Source organism: Lysinibacillus sp. NPDC095746 (assembly GCF_044763535.1).
Lineage (GTDB): Bacteria > Bacillota > Bacilli > Bacillales_A > Planococcaceae > Lysinibacillus.
This window is the reverse complement of sequence record NZ_JBIWGL010000007.1, coordinates 140240-162223: the sequence shown is the minus strand read 5'-3', so window position 1 is coordinate 162223 and position 21984 is coordinate 140240. Positions and strand designations below refer to the sequence as shown.

Sequence of the window (21984 nt, the reverse complement as noted above, 5' to 3'; positions counted from 1 at the left end):
AAGCTTACTCCTTTTAACTTCTATAGAAGAATAGTAAAACGGCCATTGCTACTAATAACACAAGTGAAAATGTATCACTCATATCCCATTTTAGCTTGCGATACCTCGTACGCCCTTCGCCTCCACGGTAACCTCTTACTTCCATAGCTGTTGCTAAATCTTCGGCTCGTTTAAAAGCACTGACAAAGAGAGGTACCAGTAATGGCACAACCGCTTTAATGCGATCTTTTATTGGCCCAGAAGATAAATCCGAACCACGTGCCATTTGTGCTTTCATAATTTTATCTGTTTCATCCATTAACGTTGGAATAAAGCGCAATGAAATAGACATCATCAAAGCCAACTCATGTACTGGCACTTTCACCGCTTTTAATGGATTTAACAGTACTTCAATACCATCCGTAATAGAAATCGGTGATGTTGTAAGCGTTAAAATAGATGTCATAAACACTAAAACTAGGAAACGTATCGAAATAAAAATCCCTTGTCGAATACCTTCTTCGTAAATAGTAATAAACTTCCACTCAAATACTAAAGCACCTTCTTTCGTCATAAATATATGAATTAAGAAGGTAAATGCCATTAAAAAAATTACTGGTTTTAGACCATTAATTAAAAAATATAAACGAATATTTGATATGAGCACAATGAGTAAAGTAAAAGCTAATAACAAGGCATATGTCACTGTGTTGTTTGCTAAAAAAACAATAATAATGAATGCAAACACAAATATAAGCTTTGATCGTGGATCGAGCTTATGAACTGGAGAATTTCCGGGAAGGAAGCGGCCAAATATCATTTTCTCCATCATGACTGTCCACGCTCCTCTCTTAGTACCCGAGCAATTTCAGCTGCTAGCTCTTCTTCGGTTAAGCAGATCTTTGAGAAGGATTTGTTTATCATTGTTTCAATTTTTTGTTGAAAGCGTACGATACGAGGTGGTTCTAAGCGGAAATTTTTTAATGTCACTACATCTTTAAAAATTTCTTGTGGTGTGCCACTTAGTACATTTTTCCCTTCATGCATAATGACAATATTGTCTGCATAACGAGCTGCGTCCTCCATACTGTGCGTTACAAGAATCGTCGTTAGACCGCGTTCCTTGTGTAGCTTATAAAACATATCCATAATCTCTTTCTGACCGCGTGGATCAAGCCCTGCAGTTGGTTCATCTAAAACAATAACTTCAGGTTCCATCGCTAAAACGCCAGCAATTGCTACCCTACGCATTTGTCCGCCTGATAAATCAAAAGGTGATTTTTCAAGTACGTTCTCTGGTAATCCGACTAAGCCTATAAGTTCTTTTGCTCGTGCCTCTGCCTCTTGCTCTGATACACCAAAATTCATAGGGCCAAACATAATATCTTTTAATACGGTTTCTTCAAACAGCTGATGCTCCGGGAATTGAAACACAATACCAACCTTTTGACGTACAGCCTTTAAATCCTTCGCCTTTTTCCCAGCTACAACAATGCGATCTCCTATATGTACTTCCCCAGAGGTTGGTCTTAGAAGTGCATTGAAATGCTGAAGAATTGTCGATTTACCGGAACCTGTATGTCCGATAATTGCCTGATACGTATGTGAAGGGATTTCAAAATCTACATCGAATAATGCACGTTTTTCAAAAGGTGTACCCTGTGAATAGGCATAGCTTACTTGTTGAAGTTTGATGTCCATAAATCATTCACCAACTCTTCTTCTGTCATATGTTGTCCCATTAATGGAACACCTTCCTTTTGTAATAACTTTGATAACTTCATGGCAAATGGTAAGTCTAGTCCAAACTCAACTAGCTTGTCTCCAAGTGCAAAAATTTCACCAGGTGTACCCTCAGCAAATTTCTTTCCATCATTCATAAAGAGAACACGATCTGCAAGCATGGCTTCCTCTAAATCATGCGTAATAGATATTACTGTTAACCCTGTTTCAGCACGTAAAGTTTGAACAGTGTGTAATACCTCAGCACGCCCCTGTGGATCTAACATAGAAGTAGCTTCATCTAATATAAGAAGCTTAGGTTTCATCGCAAGTGCACCTGCAATAGCAACACGCTGCTTTTGACCACCTGATAAGTGATGTGGCTCATGATCTAAAAAATCGCTCATTTTTACTTGCTCAAGTGCCGCATGTACACGTTCTACCATCTCTTCAAACGGTACTCCGTTATTTTCAAGAGCAAAAGCAACATCATCCTGCACTGTCGCTCCAACAAATTGATTGTCTGGATTTTGGAAAACCATGCCTATCTGTGAACGGCTTTCCCATAGGTTTTCTTCACTTAATGGTTCTCGTAATATACGTACATCGCCTTGCTGTGGGTATAACAAACCATTCATAAGCTTTGCAATGGTGGATTTACCAGAACCGTTATGGCCAACAATGGCAATCCATTCCCCTTCTTGAACCGCAAAGCTTACATTTTCAACAGCATTGCGACTTTCTTTTTCTTCTGGTGTATATGAAAATGTCACATTATTTAATGATAAAATTTCTGGCATTTCTAGAACTCCTCTCTACATGCTCAGCTCTACTAACTAACTTACACTTTTTTATGTATGAATTCTACTACAATCATTATGTCAATAAAAGAAAAGTGCTAAAATCACTTTTCATTTTATTTTTTAAAACTAATAGGACTAAATATAATTTATAGCATACATTAAATATTGGTGTGGACCACCTCAAACATTACCGTAACTGCATTCTATAAATCAGCCTATAAAAAAAAGCACCACTAAATTGGCGCTATCATACTTCCCTAAAAAATAAAAAAGCGCGCACCTCATTCGATAGAAATGCGCTAGTCGTTACATTTTCAAGAAACACGGGTGCTCAAGCCCTTGTTCCCTCTGAATGAGGTGCGGAGAGCTAAACGAGACGCCACACAACAGTGTCCGCTCATCATAACGCTCAGCTTAATTATTTGTCGTATAAATCGTTTATAAAGAAAGAGGGTGGTGATTCCACCCTCTTCACCACTTGTCTTCTCTTATGATTAAACTAATTCAATCACAACAACAGGTGCACCGTCACCACGACGAGGACCTACTTTAAGAATACGAGTGTAACCACCTTGACGCTCTGCATAACGTGGTGCAACATCATCAAATAACTTTTGAAGTGCAAATGAAGTTGTTTCGTTACCTTCTGCATCAGTAGTTGTTACTAGTTCACGACGGATGAATGCAGCAGCTTGACGGCGTGCATGTAAATCACCGCGTTTACCTAAAGTAATCATTTTTTCAACAGCTTTACGTACTTCTTTAGCGCGAGCCTCAGTAGTTTCGATACGCTCGTTGATGATTAAATCAGTAGCTAAGTCACGTAACATCGCTTTACGTTGAGAACTTGTACGACCAAGTTTTCTGTAACCCATGGATGTTTCCCTCCTTTATAAAAAAATATCTGATCTTGTAAGTTTTGTTTAAATCGCTTAGTCTTCTTTGCGTAACCCTAAACCAAGCTCTTCTAACTTCGCTTTTACCTCTTCAAGTGACTTACGTCCAAGGTTACGAACTTTCATCATGTCGTCTTCTGACTTATTCGCAAGTTCTAGTACTGTGTTAATACCAGCGCGTTTTAAGCAGTTGTAAGAACGAACAGAAAGATCAAGTTCTTCGATAGTCATCTCTAAAACTTTTTCTTTTTGATCTTCTTCTTTTTCGACCATGATTTCAGCTGTTTGTGCCTCATCAGTCATGCCAACGAAGATGTTTAGATGCTCGGTTAAAATTTTTGCTCCGAGCGAAATCGCCTCTTTCGGACCGATGCTACCATCTGTCCACACATCAAGAGAAAGTTTATCGTAGTCAGAAGACTGACCTACACGAGTATTTTCCACTTGGAAATTGACGCGTGATACTGGAGTGTAAATAGAGTCGATCGGGATCACGCCGATAGGAAGATCCTCACGTTTGTTTTGATCAGCAGGAGTGTAACCACGGCCGCGTTGTGCGTACATACGCATACGTAAATGACCGTTTTTAGCGATTGTTGCAATATATAGATCCGGGTTTAAAATTTCTACATCACTGTCATGTGTAATGTCAGCAGCTGTAACTGTACCATCGCCTTTTACATCAATCTCAATAACTTTTTCTTCGTCAGAGTAGATTTTAAGAGCTAGTTTTTTCACGTTCAAAATAATTGAAGCTACATCCTCTACAACGCCTTCTACAGTTGAGAATTCGTGAAGAACACCGTCAATTTGAATTGAAGTGACAGCAGCTCCTGGTAATGAAGACAGAAGGATACGACGTAAAGAATTACCCAAAGTGTTTCCATATCCGCGTTCAAGCGGTTCTACAACAAACTTTCCATATTTGGAATCTTCGCTGATCTCCACCGTTTCAATCTTTGGTTTTTCAATTTCGATCATTTTATTTACCCTCCTTCAAAACATCGAATGTATAGGTTCTTTCCATCATAGATTCGATCGTCAATGACGTATCGTTTATTATCTGCACAAGACAGTCTGTACAAAAAATGATGTTCTCATACAATATGAGACGCACCCATTACACGCGACGACGTTTTGGCGGACGGCAACCATTATGAGGAACTGGAGTAACGTCTTTAATAGCAGTTACATCTAAACCAGCAGCTTGAAGTGCACGAATTGCAGCTTCACGACCTGCACCAGGACCTTTAACAGTTACTTCCAACGTTTTCAGACCATGTTCAAGGGATGCTTTAGCAGCAGTTTCTGCAGCCATTTGAGCAGCGAATGGTGTAGATTTACGTGAACCACGGAAACCAAGAGCACCAGCACTTGACCAAGATACAGCGTTACCTTGCATATCTGTAATCGTTACGATTGTATTGTTAAATGTAGAACGAATGTGTGCGATACCAGATTCGATATTCTTTTTCACACGACGTTTACGAGTTTGTTGTTTACGAGCCATGTTAAGAAGGAACCTCCTTTACTTATTATTTTTTCTTGTTCGCTACAGTTTTACGAGGACCTTTACGCGTACGCGCATTGTTCTTCGTATTTTGACCACGAACAGGTAAACCACGACGGTGACGGATACCACGGAATGAACCGATTTCCATCAGACGTTTGATATTTAATGAAGTTTCGCGACGTAAGTCACCTTCAAGTTTGTATGTGTCTAATTGTTCACGGATTTTGTTTAACTCATCTTCAGTTAAGTCGCGTACGCGTGTATCTTCTGAAATACCTGCGTCAGCTAATACTTTCTGAGCTGTAGTTTTACCAATACCGTAAATGTAAGTTAATGAAATTACCACGCGTTTGTCGCGAGGAATGTCAACACCAGCAATACGTGCCATGTACGTTGTGCACCTCCTTTAAAATTATCCTTGTTTTTGTTTGTGTTTAGGATTTTCACAAATTACCATTACTTTACCGCGTCGGCGAATTACTTTACATTTTTCGCAGATCGGTTTTACAGATGGTCTCACTTTCATCTAACCTAACCTCCTTAGTAGTCCGGAGCGCAAAAGATTATTTAAAACGGTATGTGATACGACCGCGAGTTAAATCATAAGGAGATAACTCGATAGTAACCTTATCTCCAGGTAGAATACGGATAAAGTGCATACGAATCTTACCAGAAACGTGTGCTAGAATCACATGTCCATTTTCTAATTCTACCTTAAACATCGCGTTTGGCAAAGTCTCAACAACTGTCCCTTCGACTTCAATTACATCATCTTTCGCCATCTACTCTGTCTCCTCTCTATATGCAAATTAAAGTTCTCATCGTTACATCAAACGGATATCTGCTGCAACTATAGAAGCAACCTCGTTTCAACATATGTTTGGATTGTATGAGAGATGTTTGAAAGACGCTCGTCTGGTTTCGCTTCACACAATCCACGGAATATACAGAACCGTTAAGGGCACTGAACCTTCCATGTTTACACGAATACCGGAATGTCTTTGATGAGATATTCATACCCGTTACACAGATGCTTCCACGAAACCCATTATACTCTTTCAAAAGTAATGTTGCACTTTTTAAAAGAAATATATACCGGGCACAATATGCTTTTGCAACTCTCAAAAAATTATGTTTCGTTGTTGCTCCCGCATGCCTCCCGCGGAAGCAGTATTCTGCGCCCGGAGCCGGGTATCAGCTGCGGCTGCCCTGTAATAGAGCATCAAGATCAGCAAACACTTTGTTAATATCTTGCTGTCCATCTATATTTGTTAACACACCTTTTACTTCATAGTAGTCAAGTAAAGGTTGTGCTTGTTTCATATTTACTTCCAGACGGTTTGCAACCGTTTCAGGATTATCATCCGCACGTGTATAAAGCTCGCCACCATCTTTATCACATTTTCCTTCCTCAGCTGGAGGATTGAAAACAAGGTGATAGGATGTACCACAAGTTTTACAAATACGACGACCCGATAGACGAGCAACTAGCTCATCCTTTTCAACTTGAATGTTAATTGTATGCTCAATAGCTTTACCAAGATCAGCAAGAATGCTGTCTAAAGCTTCAGCTTGAGGAACAGTACGTGGGAATCCATCTAATAAGAAGCCCTTTTCACAATCTTGTTTAGCAAGTCGTTCGCGAACAATACCAATCGTTACTTCATCAGGTACTAGAGCACCTTTATCGATAAACGATTTAGCCTGTAAGCCTAGTTCTGTACCATCTTTCATAGCAGCACGGAACATATCGCCTGTAGAAATATGAGGAATCGCGTACTTCTCAACAATTTTATCTGCCTGTGTACCTTTACCAGCACCTGGCAGACCCATTAAAACGATATTCATCCGGAAATAATCCTCCCACAAAAGGTTTGCTGATTTCAGGAAACGATAAAACGTTCCCTAAAAACCAACATTACTTCATAAAGCCTTTGTAGTGACGTTTAACAAGTTGAGATTCTAGCTGTTTCATCGTTTCCAGCGCTACGCCGACTACGATAATAATACTAGTACCACCGATCTGCACTGTGGCAGGTAGTTTCATAATGTTCATGAGTATAATCGGCATTACTGAAATAACAGTTAAGAAAATCGCACCAACAAATGTCAGACGATATAACACGCTTGTTAAATACGTTTGTGTACTTTCACCCGGACGAATACCCGGAATGTAAGCACCTTGCTTTTTCAAGTTATCTGCCACATTTTCTGGATTCACTTGTACGAATGCATAGAAATATGTGAACGCGACGATCAATGCAATGTAAACAACCATCCCAACAGGTTTAGAATAATCAAACGTGTTCTCAATGAATGTTGTTACAGCACCTTCGCCAAAGAACGGAACTAACACACGTGGTGTTGTCAGAAACGCTGATGCAAAGATTACCGGAATAACCCCTGCAGCATTTACTTTTAACGGTAAATGTGTTTGTTGACTAGCTGTTTGTTGGTTGCGTCCAGTAACTCGTTTAGCATATTGAATTGGAATTTTACGTAGTGCTTGTTGCACGTAGATAACTCCAACAACAACTGCAAGCATAACTAAAACAAGCAATACAAGAATTACTAGATTGATAAATAATTTATCACCAGCACCCTCGATTTGCTGTGCATAGATTTGGTTAATGGCATTCGGTAATGCCGCAGTAATACCTGCGAAAATTACAATAGAAATACCATTCCCAACGCCATGTGCAGTAATTTGTTCAGCAAGCCATACAAGGAATGCTGTACCCGCTGTTAATACAATAGAAATTGTAACATATGTTAAAATTCCTTCTTCTTTAATCAATGATCCGCCATACATTCTATTAAAGCCAAATGACATTGCGAATGATTGGATAAAGGCAAGAACAATTGTAAAGTAACGAGTAAATTGAGCAAGTTTACGTCTTCCGACTTCACCTTGCTTTGCCCACTCAGCAAATTTCGGTACTACGTCCATTTGCAATAACTGAACAATAATTGAAGCAGTGATGTAAGGCATAATTCCCATCGCAAAGATAGAGAAGTTTTTCAAAGCACCACCGCCAAAAGTATTTAGGAAACCAACGAGATTGAACTCATCAGTTGCCTTTAATACATTAGCGTCAACGTTTGGTACTGGTACAAACGTACCGATACGGAAAACGATTAACATTAAAAGAGTGAAAATGATTTTATTTCGTATATCTCGAACACGCATAAAGTTAGAGATCGTCTGAAACATTAAATCACCTCAGTAGTTCCGCCGGCATTCTCGATTGCTTCTTTAGCTGAAGCAGAGAATTTATGAGCTTTTACTGTAAGCTTTTTATCAAGAGTTCCGTTTCCAAGAACTTTAATTCCAGCTTTTTCATTGCTCACAAGACCAGTTTCAAGTAATAATGCAGCTGTTACCTCTGCACCGTCTTCGAAACGGTTTAATGTGTCAAGGTTAACGATAGCGTATTCTTTACGGTTGATGTTCGTAAAGCCACGTTTTGGTAAACGACGGAATAATGGGTTTTGACCGCCTTCAAAGCCTGGGCGAACACCGCCACCAGAACGAGCGTTTTGACCTTTATGACCTTTACCTGCTGTCTTACCGTTACCAGAACCGATACCACGACCAACGCGGTTGCGTTGCTTACGAGAACCTTCTGCTGGTTTTAACTCATGCAGTTTCATAGTGGGTGGCACCTCCTTGTTCATTAATTGGAAATTAAATTTCTTTTACAGTAACTAAGTGAGCTACTTTATCAAGCATACCGCGAGTAGCTGCATTATCAGCTTTCTCAACAGTTTGGTGTAATTTGCGTAAACCTAGAGCTTCGATTGTTTTACGTTGCGCAGGTTTAGTACCAATCACAGATTTTGTAAGGGTGATTTCTAATTTGTTAGCCATTATCTTTCCCCCCTTATCCTAATATTTCTTCCACTGATTTACCACGTAATTTAGCTACGTCCTCTACGCGTTTTAATTCAGTTAAACCTTGAACAGTTGCACGCACCATATTGATTGGTGTGTTAGTTCCAAGTGATTTTGAAAGAATATCAGTAATACCAGCTAGTTCTAGTACGGCACGTACTGGACCACCAGCGATAACTCCTGTACCAGGAGCAGCAGGTTTAATTAGAATTTCTCCTGCACCAAAGCGACCTTGCACTAAGTGTGGAGTTGTTCCACCTACGCGTGGCACTTCGATTAAGTTTTTCTTCGCATCTTCAACAGCTTTACGGATAGCATCTGGCACCTCTTGAGCTTTACCAGTACCGAAACCAACGTGACCGTTTTTATCGCCAACTACAACTAATGCTGTGAAGCGGAAGCGACGTCCACCTTTAACAACTTTAGCAACACGGTTAATAGTAACTACGCGTTCTTCAAGTTCTCCAAGTTTGTTTGCGTCAATTCGACTCATGAAATGTGTCCCTCCTTTTTATTAAAATTCTAAACCGTTCTCACGTGCAGCTTCAGCTAAAGCTTTAACACGTCCATGATATAAGTAACCACCACGGTCAAATACTACAGCAGTAATATTTTTTTCCGTAGCGCGTTTTGCGATTGTTTCACCGACTTTAGTTGCAGCATCAACATTGCTACCAGCACCTTCAAAACCATTTTCTTGAGAAGATGCGCTAACGATTGTTACGCCTGCTACGTCATCGATTAGTTGAGCGTAGATGTTCTTGTTAGAACGGAATACGTTTAAGCGTGGACGCTCAGCAGTACCCGAAATTTTAGAACGTACGCGTGCATGACGTTTTTTACGAACCTGATTTTTATCTTGTTTCGTAATCACAAGGGTCACTCCTTTCTAATGCTTAGGCAGCATTATTTACCTGTTTTACCTTCTTTACGACGAACGTATTCGCCTTCATAACGGATACCTTTACCTTTGTAAGGCTCTGGTGGACGCACGTCACGGATGTTAGATGCAAGAGCACCAACACGTTCTTTGCTGATACCTTTAACGATGATTTTAGTGTTTGAAGGAACTTCAACTTCTAGACCATCTTCCGGTGTGAACTCAACTGGATGTGAATAACCTACGTTAAGAACAAGTTTTTTACCTTGTAATTGCGCACGGTAACCGACACCGATAAGTTCTAATGATTTTTCGAAACCTGCAGAAACACCAGTAATCATGTTCGCTAATAGCGCACGAGTTGTACCGTGGTTTGTGCGGTGTTCTTTTGAATCAGAAGGACGAGATACAGTGATTACGTTACCTTCTTGCTCAATTTTCATATCTTGGTGGAAAGAACGAACAAGTTCGCCTTTAGGACCTTTAACGGTAACTGAGTTGTCAGCTGCAACAGTAACAGTTACGTTAGCTGGTACCTCGATAATTTTTTTACCTACACGAGACATTTAGTTGCACCTCCATTCATTTATTGCTAATTACCAAACGTATGCTAGAACTTCGCCGCCAACTTGTTTAGCGCGAGCTTCTTTATCTGTTAATAAACCTTGTGAAGTTGACACTAAAGCGATACCAAGACCGTTCAGTACTTTAGGAACTTCATTTGTTTTTGCGTATACTCGTAGACCAGGTTTAGAAATACGTTTTAAACCAGTGATAACGCGCTCGTTATCTTTACCGTATTTTAAGAAGATACGGATGATACCTTGTTTGTTGTCTTCCACGTATTCTACGTCACGTACGAAACCTTCACGCTTTAAAATTTCAGCGATTTCTTTTTTCACGTTGGAAGCTGGTACTTCTAACTTCTCGTGACGAACCATGTTCGCATTACGAATGCGAGTAAGCATATCTGCAATCGGATCAGTCATTGTCATTACATTTACCTCCTTCCCAAATTAGGGGATTACCAGCTGGCTTTTTTCACGCCAGGAATTTGTCCCTTATATGCAAGTTCTCGGAAACAAATACGGCAAAGTTTGAATTTGCGATATACAGAGTGTGGACGGCCACAGCGTTCACAACGTGTATATTCTTGCACTTTAAACTTTTGCTTACGTTGTTGTTTAACGATCATAGATTTTTTAGCCACGTTTTCGCCCTCCTTGTTTAATTACTTTTGGAACGGCATACCGAATTGTGTCAATAACTCGCGAGCTTCTTCATCAGAATTCGCTGTCGTTACGATCACGATGTCCATACCGCGTACTTTTGAAACTTTATCGTAATCGATTTCTGGGAAAATTAATTGCTCTTTAACACCTAAAGTGTAGTTACCGCGACCATCGAATGCTTTTTTAGAAACACCACGGAAGTCACGTACACGAGGTAGTGAAATTGAGATTAATTTGTCCAAGAATTCATACATACGCTCACCGCGTAATGTAACTTTAGCACCGATAGGCATACCTTCACGTAGACGGAAACCTGCGATCGATTTTTTCGCTTTAGTTACGACTGGTTTTTGACCAGTGATGATTGTTAATTCTTCTACAGCTGCATCTAATGCTTTTGAGTTTTGAACTGCGTCACCAACACCCATGTTGATAACGATTTTCTCAACTTTCGGCAATTGCATAACTGATTTATATCCAAACTTGCTCATAAGAGCAGGAGAAACTTCATTTAAATATTTTTCTTTTAGGCGGCTCATTTGTGTACCTCCCTTCTTTTTATAGAAATTAGTCGATTACTGCACCTGATTTTTTTGCAACACGAACTTTTTTACCGTTTTCGATTTTATAACCTACACGAGTCGGCTCGCCAGATTTAGGATCGATTAGCATTACGTTCGAAACGTGAATTGCAGCCTCTTGGCTTACAATTCCACCTTGTGGATTCAATTGGTTAGGTTTTACGTGTTTTTTCACGATGTTCACACCTTCAACAAGAACGCGATCTTGTTTAGGGTAAGCAGCAAGAATAACGCCTTCTTTGCCTTTATCCTTACCAGTGATTACCTTAACCTTGTCACCTTTTTTTACATGCATGCTGTCGCACCTCCTTGATTGGCACTGTCATGAAATTAAAGAACTTCTGGAGCTAGAGAAACGATTTTCATGAAGTTGCTGTCACGTAATTCACGTGCAACAGGTCCGAAAATACGAGTTCCGCGTGGTGATTTATCATCACGAATAATTACACAAGCATTTTCATCAAATTTGATGTACGTACCATCTTTACGACGTACGCCTGATTTAGTACGAACGATAACAGCTTTAACAACGTCACCCTTCTTAACAACGCCACCTGGTGTTGCTTTCTTAACTGTACAAACAACGATATCACCGATGTTAGCAGTTTTACGGCCAGAGCCACCAAGGACTTTAATTGTAAGAACTTCACGTGCACCTGAGTTGTCAGCAACTTTCATACGACTTTCTTGTTGGATCACTTAGGTTACCTCCCTTCGGAAATTGGTTGTTCCGAAATAGTTATTAAATAATAACCGCTTTTTCTACAACTTCAACTAGACGGAAACGTTTAGTTGCTGATAGCGGGCGAGTTTCCATGATACGTACGATATCACCGATTTTCGCTGTGTTTAACTCATCATGAGCCTTAAACTTTTTAGAGTATTTTACACGTTTACCATAAAGCTTGTGCTTTTTGTGAGTTTCAACTAAAACAGAAATTGTTTTGTCCATTTTATCTGAAACAACGCGGCCCGTGTAAACTTTGCGTTGATTACGCTCAGTCATACTTGAAAACCTCCTTTATCAGTTATTTGCACTGATTTCTCTTTCACGAATAACAGTTTTCATACGCGCGATTGCTTTACGCACTTCACGAATACGAGCTGTGTTTTCTAATTGACCAGTCGCCAATTGGAAGCGAAGGTTGAAAAGCTCTTCTTTCAGTGATTTCACTTTTAACTCTAATTCAGAAGTGGCAAGGTCACGGATTTCATTAGCTTTCATTAGATTCACCACCAGTTTCTTGACGTTTTACGATCTTACATTTAACAGGAAGCTTATGTGATGCTAAACGAAGTGCTTCACGTGCAACCTCTTCAGATACACCAGCGATTTCGAACATTACTTTTCCTGGTTTTACTACTGCAACCCAACCTTCAGGAGAACCTTTACCAGAACCCATGCGGACTTCTAGAGGTTTTTTAGTGTAAGGTTTGTGTGGGAAGATTTTAATCCAAACTTTACCGCCACGTTTCATGTAACGAGTCATCGCGATACGTGCAGATTCGATTTGACGGTTAGTAATCCAGCTAGCTGTTTGAGCTTGTAAGCCCCATTCGCCGAAAGATACTTCTTTGCCGCCTTTCGCTTCGCCACGCATGTTTCCGCGGTGTTCACGACGGTATTTTACGCGTTTAGGCAATAACATATTATTTGCCTCCTTCCACAGATTTCTTCGTAGGAAGAACTTCACCACGGTAGATCCATACTTTAACGCCTAATTTACCGTAAGTAGTGTCAGCTTCTGCGTGTGCATAGTCGATGTCAGCACGTAGAGTATGAAGTGGAACAGTTCCTTCACTATAGTGTTCAGCACGCGCGATATCAGCGCCACCTAAACGACCAGATACTTGTGTTTTAATTCCTTTTGCACCAGCACGAATTGTGCGTTGGATCGCTTGCTTTTGCGCACGACGGAATGATACACGGTTTTCTAATTGACGAGCGATGTTTTCAGCTACTAGACGAGCGTCAAGATCAGCACGTTTGATTTCGATAATGTTGATGTGTACACGTTTACCAGTTAAATCGCTAAGGTATTTACGAAGGTTTTCAACTTCAGAACCACCTTTACCGATTACCATACCTGGTTTCGCAGTGTGAATTGTAATGTTTACACGGTTTGCAGCGCGTTCGATTTCTACTTTAGAAACAGAAGCGTCTTTAAGAGCCGTTTCAATATATTTACGCACTTTGATGTCTTCGTGAAGTAGAGTTGCATAGTCTTTTTCAGCGTACCATTTTGACTCCCAGTCACGAATAATACCAACGCGTAGTCCTATTGGATGTACTTTTTGACCCACGGATTAACCCTCCTTCTTCTCAGATACCACTAGAGTAATGTGGCTTGTGCGTTTGTTAATTGCGCTTGCACGTCCTTGTGCACGTGGACGGAAACGTTTTAATGTTGGACCTTCATCAACAAAAACTTCAGAAACTACTAAAGAGTTGATGTCAAGATCGTAGTTGTGTTCAGCGTTAGCAACTGCAGATTTTAATACTTTTTCAACGACTGGAGACGCCGCTTTTGGAGTATGACGTAAAATTGCAACTGCCTCACCAACTTGCTTGCCTCGGATTAAGTCTACAACTAGACGGACTTTACGAGGAGCAATGCGAACAGTACGAGCGATAGCTTTAGCTTGTGTCATTAGGATTTACCTCCTCTCAAAATTAGCGTCTTGTTTTCTTGTCGTCTGCACCGTGACCTTTGTAAGCACGTGTCGGTGCGAACTCACCAAGTTTATGGCCAACCATATCTTCTGTTACGTATACTGGAACGTGTTTACGTCCATCATAAACAGCAATCGTTAAACCGATGAAGTTCGGGAAGATTGTAGAACGGCGTGACCAAGTTTTAATAACTTGTTTTTTCTCAGAAGCCTCTTGCGCTTCCACTTTTTTCATTAAGTGGTCATCGACAAAAGGTCCTTTTTTCAAGCTGCGACCCATGTAGGAACCTCCCTCCGTGATTCCACCACGGCTCTCACATAGAACCGTAGTTTAACCACTTTATTTTTTACGACTACGGATGATGAATTTATCCGATTTGTTTTTCTTCTTGCGAGTTTTGTAACCAAGTGCTGGTTTACCCCAAGGAGTCATTGGTGATTTACGTCCGATTGGAGAACGTCCTTCACCACCGCCGTGTGGGTGATCGTTAGGGTTCATTACAGAACCACGAACTTCTGGGCGTTTACCTAACCAACGGCTACGACCTGCTTTACCGATGTGTACTAGTTCGTGTTGTTCGTTACCAACTTGACCGATTGTAGCGCGGCAAGTAGCTAACACTAAACGTACTTCACCAGATTGTAGACGAACGATTACGTATTTGTCTTCACGACCAAGTACTTGAGCAGAAGTACCTGCAGAACGTACTAATTGTCCACCTTTACCAGGTTTTAACTCGATGTTATGGATTGTAGTACCCATTGGAATGTTTGCTAATGGTAATGCGTTACCTACTTTAATATCAGCATCTGGACCAGAAACGATTGTTTGACCAACCTCTAGACCTTTTGGTGCTAAGATGTAAGCTTTTGCTCCATCAGCGTAGTTGATTAATGCGATATTCGCAGAACGGTTTGGATCATATTCGATAGTAGCAACTTTAGCCGGAATGCCATCTTTTACACGTTTGAAATCGATAACACGGTATTGCTTCTTATGTCCACCGCCATGATGACGAACAGTGATTTTACCTTGGTTATTACGACCAGCTTTGCGTTTAGTTGGTTCAAGCAATGATTTCTCAGGCTTGTTAGTTGTAATTTCCGCAAAGTCTAAAGACGTCATATTACGACGACCATTAGAGGTAGGTTTATACTTTTTAATCGCCATTGTGTTTCCCTCCTTCTTGATTGTTCAAATCATAAATCCATAAAGGATTACATTTCGAATAATTCGATTTCTTTGCTATCAGCAGTTAATTTAACAATCGCTTTACGACGTTTGTTAGTGTAACCACCGTAACGGCCTACGCGTTTGAATTTACCTTTGTAGTTAAGAACGTTTACTTTCTCAACTGTTACACCAAAGATTTCTTCTACAGCGTCTTTTACTTGAGTTTTGTTAGCGCGAGTGTCTACTTCGAAAGTATACTTTTTCTCTGCCATAAGTTCTGAAGAACGCTCAGTAATGACCGGACGTTTTAAAATATCACGTGCTTCCATTATCCAAGCACCTCCTCAACTTTTTCTACTGCAGATTTTGTGAATACAACTTTTTCATGACCTAATAGATCAAGAACATTGATTCCATTTGCAGTTAAAACTGTTACACCAGGGATGTTACGAGCAGATAATGCTACGTTTTCATCTAGGTCAGCAGTTACGAATAAAGATTTTTTCTCTAAAGAAAGATCTTTAAGGATTTTTGTGAATTCTTTTGTTTTTGGTGCTGCTAATGTAAGAGCATCAAGAACTAAGAAGTTTTGTTCTACTACTTTAGCTGATAAAGCTGATTTAAGAGCTAAGCGGCGAACTTTTTTAGGTAATTTATAAGAGTAGCTACGTGGAGTTGGACCGAATACGATACCACCACCGCGCCATTGTGGAGAACGGATAGAACCTTGACGAGCACGACCAGTTCCTTTTTGACGCCATGGTTTACGACCACCACCAGCAACTTCAGAACGGTTTTTAACCTTGTGATTACCTTGACGAAGAGAAGCGCGTTGTGCTACTACAGCGTCGAATAATACTGCTTCATTTGGCTCGATTCCAAAAATCGCATCGTTTAATTCGATTTCACCAACTGAAGCACCTGTTTGACTAAGTACAGATACTTTTGTCATTCCTGTTTCCTCCTTTCCTTAGGTGATTACTTAGCTTTAATTGCAGTCTTAACTGTAACTAGAGCTTTTTTAGAACCAGGAACATTACCTTTAACAAGTAGTAAGTTACGTTCCGCATCAACTTTCACGATTTCTAAGTTTTGGATTGTAACTACAGTGCCACCCATTTGACCAGGTAATTTCTTTTGTTTGAATACGCGGTTCGGAGCAACTGGACCCATTGAACCAGGACGACGGTGGTAACGAGAACCGTGGGCCATAGGACCACGAGATTGACCATGGCGTTTAATTACACCTTGGAAACCTTTACCTTTAGTAACACCTGTTACATCAATTACATCGCCTTCTGCGAAAATTTCTACTTTGACTTCTTGACCAACTTCGTATTCTTCAACGTTTACGTTGCGGAATTCACGGATGAAGCGCTTAGGAGCAGTGTTCGCTTTTGCTACGTGACCTTGTTCTGGTTTGTTAGAAAGCTTAACACGCTTATCTTCAAAACCAACTTGGATTGCTTCGTAGCCGTCTGTTTCAACAGTTTTCTTTTGAAGAACTACGTTTGGAGCAGCTTCGATAACTGTTACCGGGATTAAATCGCCGTTTTCAGCGAAAACTTGTGTCATACCAATTTTTCTACCTAAGATTCCTTTAGCCATTTGTCACACCTCCTGTAAGTTTTAAAAAAGTTATATTTTTTACCATTAAAGTTTGATTTCGATATCAACGCCAGATGGTAAATCAAGTTTCATTAACGCATCAACAGTTTGTGGTGTTGGGTTAACGATATCGATCAGACGTTTATGCGTACGCATTTCGAATTGTTCACGAGAATCTTTGTACTTGTGAACCGCACGAAGAATTGTGTACACAGACTTCTCAGTTGGAAGTGGAATCGGACCTGATACACTTGCACCTGAACGTTTTGCAGTTTCCACAATTTTCTCAGCAGACTGATCTAAAATACGGTGATCATACGCTTTTAAACGAATACGAATCTTTTGTTTTGCCATTATTTTCCCTCCTTCTCGCCTATTTTCTAGACATTCTCCACGAAAATTTTCCCACACACCGCCATGGCAAAGCGGCCGGGTGTGTCGGCAACCTCTCGTTTCATCGCAGTCAAAGACCAACATTCAACATTATACACAATAAAAAAAGAATAAGCAAGGCCTTTCGCTAAATTCTTTTAAATGTTGCAGATATTCTTACTACTAATATTTCTCGCTTATCTAAGCCGTTTACTAGTATATAAAATTTCACTGTACTTTGCAACACATAAGGCTATTACACCAACGTTTTCGCACATTTCTAACAATTAAGTAATGCCAATATATATAAAAAGCAGTCTCTAATATTTAGAAACCGCTCTTACTATTACTTTATAAGAAGAACACACATGCAATCCAGCCAAATATAATAAGTGGGATGTTAATAAAAATAAACGTTGGCACACATGTATCCCAAATGTGATCATGCTGTCCATCTACATTTAAACCAGCAGTAGGTCCAAGAGTAGAATCTGAAGCAGGAGAGCCCGCATCGCCTAAAGCACCTGCTGTACCTATTAGACAAATTATCGCCAAAGGACTCAATCCCAGCCCTTGCGCAAGAGGAACAAATAAGGTCGCGATAATTGGTACTGTCGCAAAGGAAGATCCAATTCCCATCGTCACAATTAAACCAATGACTAACATAATCAATATAGCTAGACTCGTATTCCTTTGAAGAATGTTTATCGAACCATTAATTAAGCTATCTATATGACCTGTGGCGTTAATAACAGATGCAAAGCCATTTGCTGCGATCATAACGAAACCAATAAAGGCCATCATCTTCATTCCTTCAGAAAGAATCTCATCTGCTTCTTTCCATTTAAGTGCACCAGTGAAATACATAATCATAATGCCTGCAAAAGCACCTACAATCATCGAATCAGTATAAATTTGTGCGCATAGAGAAATAATTAAAGCCACAGTCGTTGAGATAATAACAAACTTACTAACATTTACATTTAAAGACTCTGTCTCTACATCATTATTTTGATATTGTCGAGGCTTTCGGTAAACGAAAAAGGCTACACATAACCCAATTAGCATTCCTAGAACGGGTATAGCCATCGCTGCTGGTACATCACGTGAAGATACTTCCATACCAGCCTTAGATACTTGCATTGAGACAATGTCTTGGAATATCGCTCCGAAGCCAGCAGGAACGAAACTATATGTCCCTATTAAACCAACAGCAATTAATGTTGCGATAATTCGTCGATCAACTTCTAGCATATTTAAAACTTTTAAAAGTGGCGGTATCAATAATGGGATAAAAGCTATATGAATTGGAATTAAATTTTGAGAGAAAATAGACATCATAAAGATTAATAAGAAGATTAAAACCTTTACTAAACCTTTTCGATTACTTGTACCGTTTTTATTTAATATCTTTAAAATCCATGCAATCATTAATTCAGGAATTCCTGTTTTGGAAATGGCGATAGCAAAACCACCAAGCAACCCATAGCTTAAAGCAATCGTTGCGCCTGCCCCTAACCCTTCTGTAAATGATTTTACGGTTGCTTCTATACCCATGCCGCTTGTTAGACCACCCGCAAAGGCCCCCAACACAAGAGAAAGAACAACATTGATACGGAGCAAGCTTAATATTAACATGACAGCTACTGCCACAATTACTGCGTTCATTTCAACACTTCACTTTCGTACACTAGATTACTAATACGTTAAACTTTAACTGTCTAACAATTGAAAGTCAAGATATTTTTATAGTCCTATAATAATCTTCTAAATTTTGACGACACAAAAAAACAGTATGATCTTAAATAATCATACTGTTTTAGATTTCTTCCTATTATAGTGATTCACGAATGACTTTTTTATAATAGCCAACGGACAGTATAGCGAAAATAGCGTATAACGCTATATAGCAGCTCATAGCAATCCATAATGGTGCAGTTAACTCTGAGCCGAATAAAAACCATCCTGACTTTACAGCAAAGTAACTATGGAGCAGCCCTATTATTAATGGAACACCAAAATTAAAGGCTTGTTTCATATATATACCTTTCATAATATCTTTTTCGGCGAAGCCAATCTTTCTTAATATCGTATAAGAGCCTCGCTCCTCTTCAGCCTCAGACATTTGCTTAAAGTATAAAATACTACCTGTTGTCATTAAAAATGCTAAGCCTAAAAATGCTGCTGTAAATATCGTTATTCCTAATGTTTCGATATTCCCCTTACGTTGTTTTTCATAGGACTGTATATAGGATGGATTATAAACAACAGCCCCATTTTCTTTCACATGCGTACTCTCATCATATAAATTCTCCGCTAGAGCTAAGTCACTTTTATTCTTTAAGTTAATAGAGGTTTGTTTATACACCAAATCAGATACATTGTAAGTAGCTAATTCTTCAAACAATGCGTCTGGAACTACGAAAACCGGTCCTCCAGGCCCACCAGTTATAGCACCACTTATAATACTTTCATGCCGAACCTCTTTAACATGAAGCGTCTCTTTCTTAGTTTCCTCTGGTCCTCCTATAGTGACATCTACATCACGATCCTTTTCAAGCGGAAACATTTCTGCCATATAGCCACCATAGTTTGTTAAAATAACGTCGTAATCCGAAATGGAAGCTTCGGGAACTATTTGTTGATAATCAGAAAGTGGAATTGTAGTAATGCTTCCTTCTGCACCATAAAGGGGATTATCTGCATTTTGCTGACTTTCAGATAATAATTGTGAAAATGAAGCTAAAACACTCTGTGTTCGGTACTCTATTTTATCAAAAGCTATATTATTTTCTTCAAGTTCCTTTAAGAACTCCTGACCGTGATCTTCAAGTAAAATATAATCTGCAGGCACTTGGCTATATGACGACGAGCCTGTTGAATAATAAGCTATATATGCTAATGTTGTAACCCCAAGTGAAACACCCGTTAAAACCGTTATAAGCGTTAATGATTTCGCATTACCTTTCATGCGATGCATTATCGGTGTTAGTGCTAAAACATCACGCACAGTCAAATGTCCATTTTTCTTAAGACGAATTGAATTCATAATAAATGCTACAGAAAAACGGAAAACAAGGAACGTACCGCCAATGGTAGTTGCTAAAATAATAATCATATTAAGCGTTAAATTACCCTGAGAGTTAATATCGAAAAGCTTAGTTGATGCATAGTAGCCATATACAATAAATACAAGTCCTAAAAAGCCAATAACCATTTGTAATGGGCTAAAACGTTTCACGCGCTCATCAGCTTGCTTAGAAGCACTGAATAATGATAGTAATGATACGCGATATATCATCCAAGCCATTTGCACGAGTACAATGACTAGTAGAATGGCAAATACTACGATAGACTTCTGTAAAGCCTCTGTACTAAATGTCATCGTCACAAGCGTCTCTTTTTCTAGTACGCGCAGTAAAATCATTGCAAATAAACGCGAACTAAAGAACCCTACAAGCATACCTATAACGACCGCACCGACAAATAATAGGATACTTTCTACCGCTAACAAGCGAACGATAAGCCCCTTTGTCATTCCTATTAGCTGATACAAGCCTATTTCCTTACTGCGACGCTTCATAAATAGATGATTTGCATAAAGTACGAAAAACAAAACAATAAAGTACAGCATATAGGTTGCCGCAGCAAAACCCGCTGTGGCTGTACCGCTCTCCTCTACTGTAGCCAGCACCTCAGCATTATTTTGCAATGTCACAAAAGAAAAATATAAAGTAACACTAAAAATAAGTGCGAAAAAATATAAATAATAATGCTTCATATTTTTCTTCATACTGCGCAATACGAGTTTACTAAGACTCATAGCCGTCACCGCCTAGCACACTTTGCGTATGCATGATTTCTTGGAAAAATGCCTGTCTCGTTTTATCTCCTTTATATAGCTCACTATAAATGAGTCCGTCCTTTAAAAATAAAACACGTGTACAAAAACTCGCTGCTACTGCATCGTGCGTAACCATCATTATCGTTGCTTTTTTTGACTCATTAATACTTTGTAGATTTTTTAAAAGTGCAGTAGCTGATTTTGAGTCAAGTGCGCCTGTAGGTTCATCCGCGAATACAAGCGACGGATTCGTAATTAGTGCACGCGCTGCTGATGTACGTTGCTTTTGACCACCCGATATTTCATTCGGATATTTATTTAAAATTTCCGTAATACCTAATAAATGAGTAAGCTCTTTTAAGCGACTCTCTGCCACAGCCTTTGGTAGCCGACCAATAGCTAATGGTAGTAAAATATTTTCTTTTACCGTTAGTGTATCTAATAAATTATAATCTTGGAATATGAACCCCAATTGCTCACGACGGAAATTAGCTAATGCCTTCTCCTTCATACCACGTAAGTTTTGACCATTTATTTCAATAACACCTTCTGTAGCAAAGTCAATCGAACACAAAACATTTAAAAGTGTTGTCTTCCCAGAGCCTGAAGGTCCCATAATACCAACAAATTCACCTTTATTAACTTCTAAATCAATACCCTTTAATACCTCTTGGGCTGTTGATTTTTTGCCATATACTTTTTTTACTTTACGACCAATTAAAACTGCCACTTGTAAACGCCCCTTTCTATAGTTCAAGTGTACCCTGTCTACGTCGCCAATTCGTGTGTTTTACATGACAATATAAAAAGGT

The 21984-nt window shown here is 39.4% G+C and carries 35 protein-coding genes and 1 pseudogene; all 36 read right to left on the bottom strand.

Features of this window, described 5'->3' with window-relative positions:
• Positions 1 to 13: 13 nt before the first annotated feature.
• Positions 14 to 811 carry an energy-coupling factor transporter transmembrane component T family protein gene (locus ACIQ7N_RS07695; RefSeq protein ID WP_248717482.1) on the bottom strand — a complete coding sequence of 266 codons (798 nt, stop codon included), beginning with the start codon at positions 809 to 811 and terminating at the stop codon, positions 14 to 16.
• Positions 808 to 1680, bottom strand: a complete 873-nt coding sequence (locus ACIQ7N_RS07690) for an energy-coupling factor ABC transporter ATP-binding protein (protein WP_402931244.1) — start codon at positions 1678 to 1680, stop codon at positions 808 to 810. The genes ACIQ7N_RS07695 and ACIQ7N_RS07690 overlap by 4 nt, the downstream gene beginning before the upstream one ends.
• Positions 1656 to 2501 carry an energy-coupling factor ABC transporter ATP-binding protein gene (locus ACIQ7N_RS07685; RefSeq protein WP_142509887.1) on the bottom strand — a complete coding sequence of 282 codons (846 nt, stop codon included), beginning with the start codon at positions 2499 to 2501 and terminating at the stop codon, positions 1656 to 1658. Before ACIQ7N_RS07685 ends, ACIQ7N_RS07690 begins: the two co-directional genes overlap by 25 nt.
• A gap of 497 nt (positions 2502 to 2998) precedes the next feature.
• A complete protein-coding gene (gene rplQ, locus ACIQ7N_RS07680) occupies positions 2999 to 3379 on the bottom strand; it encodes a 50S ribosomal protein L17 (RefSeq protein ID WP_012296051.1) in 381 nt (126 codons plus the stop codon).
• A 57-nt stretch (positions 3380 to 3436) separates the two neighbouring features.
• Positions 3437 to 4381 (bottom strand): DNA-directed RNA polymerase subunit alpha, encoded by a 945-nt coding sequence (locus ACIQ7N_RS07675; protein WP_004233733.1) that lies wholly within the window; start codon positions 4379 to 4381, stop codon positions 3437 to 3439.
• A 139-nt stretch (positions 4382 to 4520) separates the two neighbouring features.
• A complete protein-coding gene (rpsK, locus tag ACIQ7N_RS07670) occupies positions 4521 to 4910 on the bottom strand; it encodes a 30S ribosomal protein S11 (RefSeq protein ID WP_053482801.1) in 390 nt (129 codons plus the stop codon).
• A 25-nt stretch (positions 4911 to 4935) separates the two neighbouring features.
• A complete protein-coding gene (gene rpsM / locus ACIQ7N_RS07665; RefSeq protein WP_053482802.1) occupies positions 4936 to 5301 on the bottom strand; it encodes a 30S ribosomal protein S13 in 366 nt (121 codons plus the stop codon).
• Between the two features lie 24 nt (positions 5302 to 5325).
• Positions 5326 to 5439 (bottom strand): 50S ribosomal protein L36, encoded by a 114-nt coding sequence (rpmJ, locus tag ACIQ7N_RS07660; RefSeq protein WP_000868344.1) that lies wholly within the window; start codon positions 5437 to 5439, stop codon positions 5326 to 5328.
• Between the two features lie 37 nt (positions 5440 to 5476).
• A complete protein-coding gene (infA, locus tag ACIQ7N_RS07655) occupies positions 5477 to 5695 on the bottom strand; it encodes a translation initiation factor IF-1 (protein ID WP_004233690.1) in 219 nt (72 codons plus the stop codon).
• Positions 5696 to 5781: 86 nt separating this feature from the next.
• Positions 5782 to 5859 (bottom strand): annotated as a pseudogene (locus tag ACIQ7N_RS07650) (type I methionyl aminopeptidase); the annotation flags it as partial.
• Positions 5860 to 6107: 248 nt separating this feature from the next.
• Complete coding sequence (locus ACIQ7N_RS07645) at positions 6108 to 6761, bottom strand: adenylate kinase (RefSeq protein ID WP_402931241.1); 654 nt, start codon at positions 6759 to 6761, stop codon at positions 6108 to 6110.
• Between the two features lie 70 nt (positions 6762 to 6831).
• Entirely contained in the window at positions 6832 to 8127 is a 1296-nt protein-coding gene (gene secY / locus ACIQ7N_RS07640; RefSeq protein WP_402931240.1) for a preprotein translocase subunit SecY, read from the bottom strand.
• Positions 8127 to 8567 carry a 50S ribosomal protein L15 gene (rplO, locus tag ACIQ7N_RS07635; RefSeq protein WP_132362701.1) on the bottom strand — a complete coding sequence of 147 codons (441 nt, stop codon included), beginning with the start codon at positions 8565 to 8567 and terminating at the stop codon, positions 8127 to 8129. Before rplO ends, secY begins: the two co-directional genes overlap by 1 nt.
• Before the next feature lie 34 nt (positions 8568 to 8601).
• Entirely contained in the window at positions 8602 to 8784 is a 183-nt protein-coding gene (gene rpmD, locus ACIQ7N_RS07630) for a 50S ribosomal protein L30 (protein ID WP_054771429.1), read from the bottom strand.
• A gap of 13 nt (positions 8785 to 8797) precedes the next feature.
• Positions 8798 to 9301 carry a 30S ribosomal protein S5 gene (rpsE, locus tag ACIQ7N_RS07625; protein WP_049662867.1) on the bottom strand — a complete coding sequence of 168 codons (504 nt, stop codon included), beginning with the start codon at positions 9299 to 9301 and terminating at the stop codon, positions 8798 to 8800.
• 21 nt (positions 9302 to 9322) lie between these two features.
• Positions 9323 to 9682, bottom strand: coding sequence for a 50S ribosomal protein L18 (gene rplR, locus ACIQ7N_RS07620; protein ID WP_132362699.1), 360 nt, complete (start codon positions 9680 to 9682; stop codon positions 9323 to 9325).
• 32 nt (positions 9683 to 9714) lie between these two features.
• Positions 9715 to 10254, bottom strand: a complete 540-nt coding sequence (gene rplF / locus ACIQ7N_RS07615) for a 50S ribosomal protein L6 (protein WP_402931239.1) — start codon at positions 10252 to 10254, stop codon at positions 9715 to 9717.
• A 30-nt stretch (positions 10255 to 10284) separates the two neighbouring features.
• Entirely contained in the window at positions 10285 to 10683 is a 399-nt protein-coding gene (gene rpsH / locus ACIQ7N_RS07610) for a 30S ribosomal protein S8 (RefSeq protein WP_008181717.1), read from the bottom strand.
• Between the two features lie 29 nt (positions 10684 to 10712).
• Positions 10713 to 10898 (bottom strand): type Z 30S ribosomal protein S14, encoded by a 186-nt coding sequence (locus tag ACIQ7N_RS07605; RefSeq protein WP_004233656.1) that lies wholly within the window; start codon positions 10896 to 10898, stop codon positions 10713 to 10715.
• Between the two features lie 21 nt (positions 10899 to 10919).
• On the bottom strand, positions 10920 to 11459 hold the full coding sequence (rplE, locus tag ACIQ7N_RS07600) for a 50S ribosomal protein L5 (RefSeq protein WP_004233654.1): 540 nt from the start codon (positions 11457 to 11459) through the stop codon (positions 10920 to 10922).
• A 28-nt stretch (positions 11460 to 11487) separates the two neighbouring features.
• On the bottom strand, positions 11488 to 11796 hold the full coding sequence (gene rplX / locus ACIQ7N_RS07595; RefSeq protein ID WP_053482809.1) for a 50S ribosomal protein L24: 309 nt from the start codon (positions 11794 to 11796) through the stop codon (positions 11488 to 11490).
• A 35-nt stretch (positions 11797 to 11831) separates the two neighbouring features.
• Positions 11832 to 12200 carry a 50S ribosomal protein L14 gene (gene rplN, locus ACIQ7N_RS07590; RefSeq protein ID WP_004233650.1) on the bottom strand — a complete coding sequence of 123 codons (369 nt, stop codon included), beginning with the start codon at positions 12198 to 12200 and terminating at the stop codon, positions 11832 to 11834.
• Positions 12201 to 12243: 43 nt separating this feature from the next.
• A complete protein-coding gene (gene rpsQ / locus ACIQ7N_RS07585) occupies positions 12244 to 12507 on the bottom strand; it encodes a 30S ribosomal protein S17 (protein ID WP_053482810.1) in 264 nt (87 codons plus the stop codon).
• Positions 12508 to 12525: 18 nt separating this feature from the next.
• On the bottom strand, positions 12526 to 12726 hold the full coding sequence (gene rpmC / locus ACIQ7N_RS07580) for a 50S ribosomal protein L29 (protein ID WP_049662852.1): 201 nt from the start codon (positions 12724 to 12726) through the stop codon (positions 12526 to 12528).
• On the bottom strand, positions 12716 to 13150 hold the full coding sequence (rplP, locus tag ACIQ7N_RS07575; RefSeq protein ID WP_054767906.1) for a 50S ribosomal protein L16: 435 nt from the start codon (positions 13148 to 13150) through the stop codon (positions 12716 to 12718). The genes rpmC and rplP overlap by 11 nt, the downstream gene beginning before the upstream one ends.
• A gap of 1 nt (position 13151) precedes the next feature.
• Complete coding sequence (rpsC, locus tag ACIQ7N_RS07570) at positions 13152 to 13805, bottom strand: 30S ribosomal protein S3 (protein WP_049662850.1); 654 nt, start codon at positions 13803 to 13805, stop codon at positions 13152 to 13154.
• Between the two features lie 3 nt (positions 13806 to 13808).
• A complete protein-coding gene (gene rplV, locus ACIQ7N_RS07565) occupies positions 13809 to 14153 on the bottom strand; it encodes a 50S ribosomal protein L22 (RefSeq protein ID WP_004233639.1) in 345 nt (114 codons plus the stop codon).
• Between the two features lie 22 nt (positions 14154 to 14175).
• A complete protein-coding gene (rpsS, locus tag ACIQ7N_RS07560; RefSeq protein WP_036151954.1) occupies positions 14176 to 14454 on the bottom strand; it encodes a 30S ribosomal protein S19 in 279 nt (92 codons plus the stop codon).
• Between the two features lie 60 nt (positions 14455 to 14514).
• Positions 14515 to 15345: a 50S ribosomal protein L2 gene (rplB, locus tag ACIQ7N_RS07555; protein ID WP_036124661.1), complete on the bottom strand. Its 831-nt coding sequence runs from the start codon at positions 15343 to 15345 to the stop codon at positions 14515 to 14517.
• Between the two features lie 47 nt (positions 15346 to 15392).
• A complete protein-coding gene (gene rplW / locus ACIQ7N_RS07550) occupies positions 15393 to 15677 on the bottom strand; it encodes a 50S ribosomal protein L23 (protein ID WP_053482811.1) in 285 nt (94 codons plus the stop codon).
• Positions 15677 to 16300: a 50S ribosomal protein L4 gene (gene rplD / locus ACIQ7N_RS07545; RefSeq protein ID WP_012296062.1), complete on the bottom strand. Its 624-nt coding sequence runs from the start codon at positions 16298 to 16300 to the stop codon at positions 15677 to 15679. Before rplD ends, rplW begins: the two co-directional genes overlap by 1 nt.
• Positions 16301 to 16326: 26 nt before the next feature.
• Entirely contained in the window at positions 16327 to 16956 is a 630-nt protein-coding gene (rplC, locus tag ACIQ7N_RS07540) for a 50S ribosomal protein L3 (protein WP_132362697.1), read from the bottom strand.
• A gap of 45 nt (positions 16957 to 17001) precedes the next feature.
• Positions 17002 to 17310, bottom strand: coding sequence for a 30S ribosomal protein S10 (gene rpsJ / locus ACIQ7N_RS07535; protein ID WP_004233624.1), 309 nt, complete (start codon positions 17308 to 17310; stop codon positions 17002 to 17004).
• A 369-nt stretch (positions 17311 to 17679) separates the two neighbouring features.
• The gene (locus ACIQ7N_RS07530; protein WP_402931238.1) at positions 17680 to 18996 is read right to left on the bottom strand and encodes a Na+/H+ antiporter family protein; all 1317 of its coding nucleotides are present in this window, start codon (positions 18994 to 18996) and stop codon (positions 17680 to 17682) included.
• 166 nt (positions 18997 to 19162) lie between these two features.
• Positions 19163 to 21151, bottom strand: coding sequence for an FtsX-like permease family protein (locus tag ACIQ7N_RS07525; RefSeq protein ID WP_402931236.1), 1989 nt, complete (start codon positions 21149 to 21151; stop codon positions 19163 to 19165).
• Positions 21141 to 21902, bottom strand: a complete 762-nt coding sequence (locus tag ACIQ7N_RS07520; protein ID WP_132362691.1) for an ABC transporter ATP-binding protein — start codon at positions 21900 to 21902, stop codon at positions 21141 to 21143. Before ACIQ7N_RS07520 ends, ACIQ7N_RS07525 begins: the two co-directional genes overlap by 11 nt.
• Between the last annotated feature and the right edge of the window lie 82 nt (positions 21903 to 21984).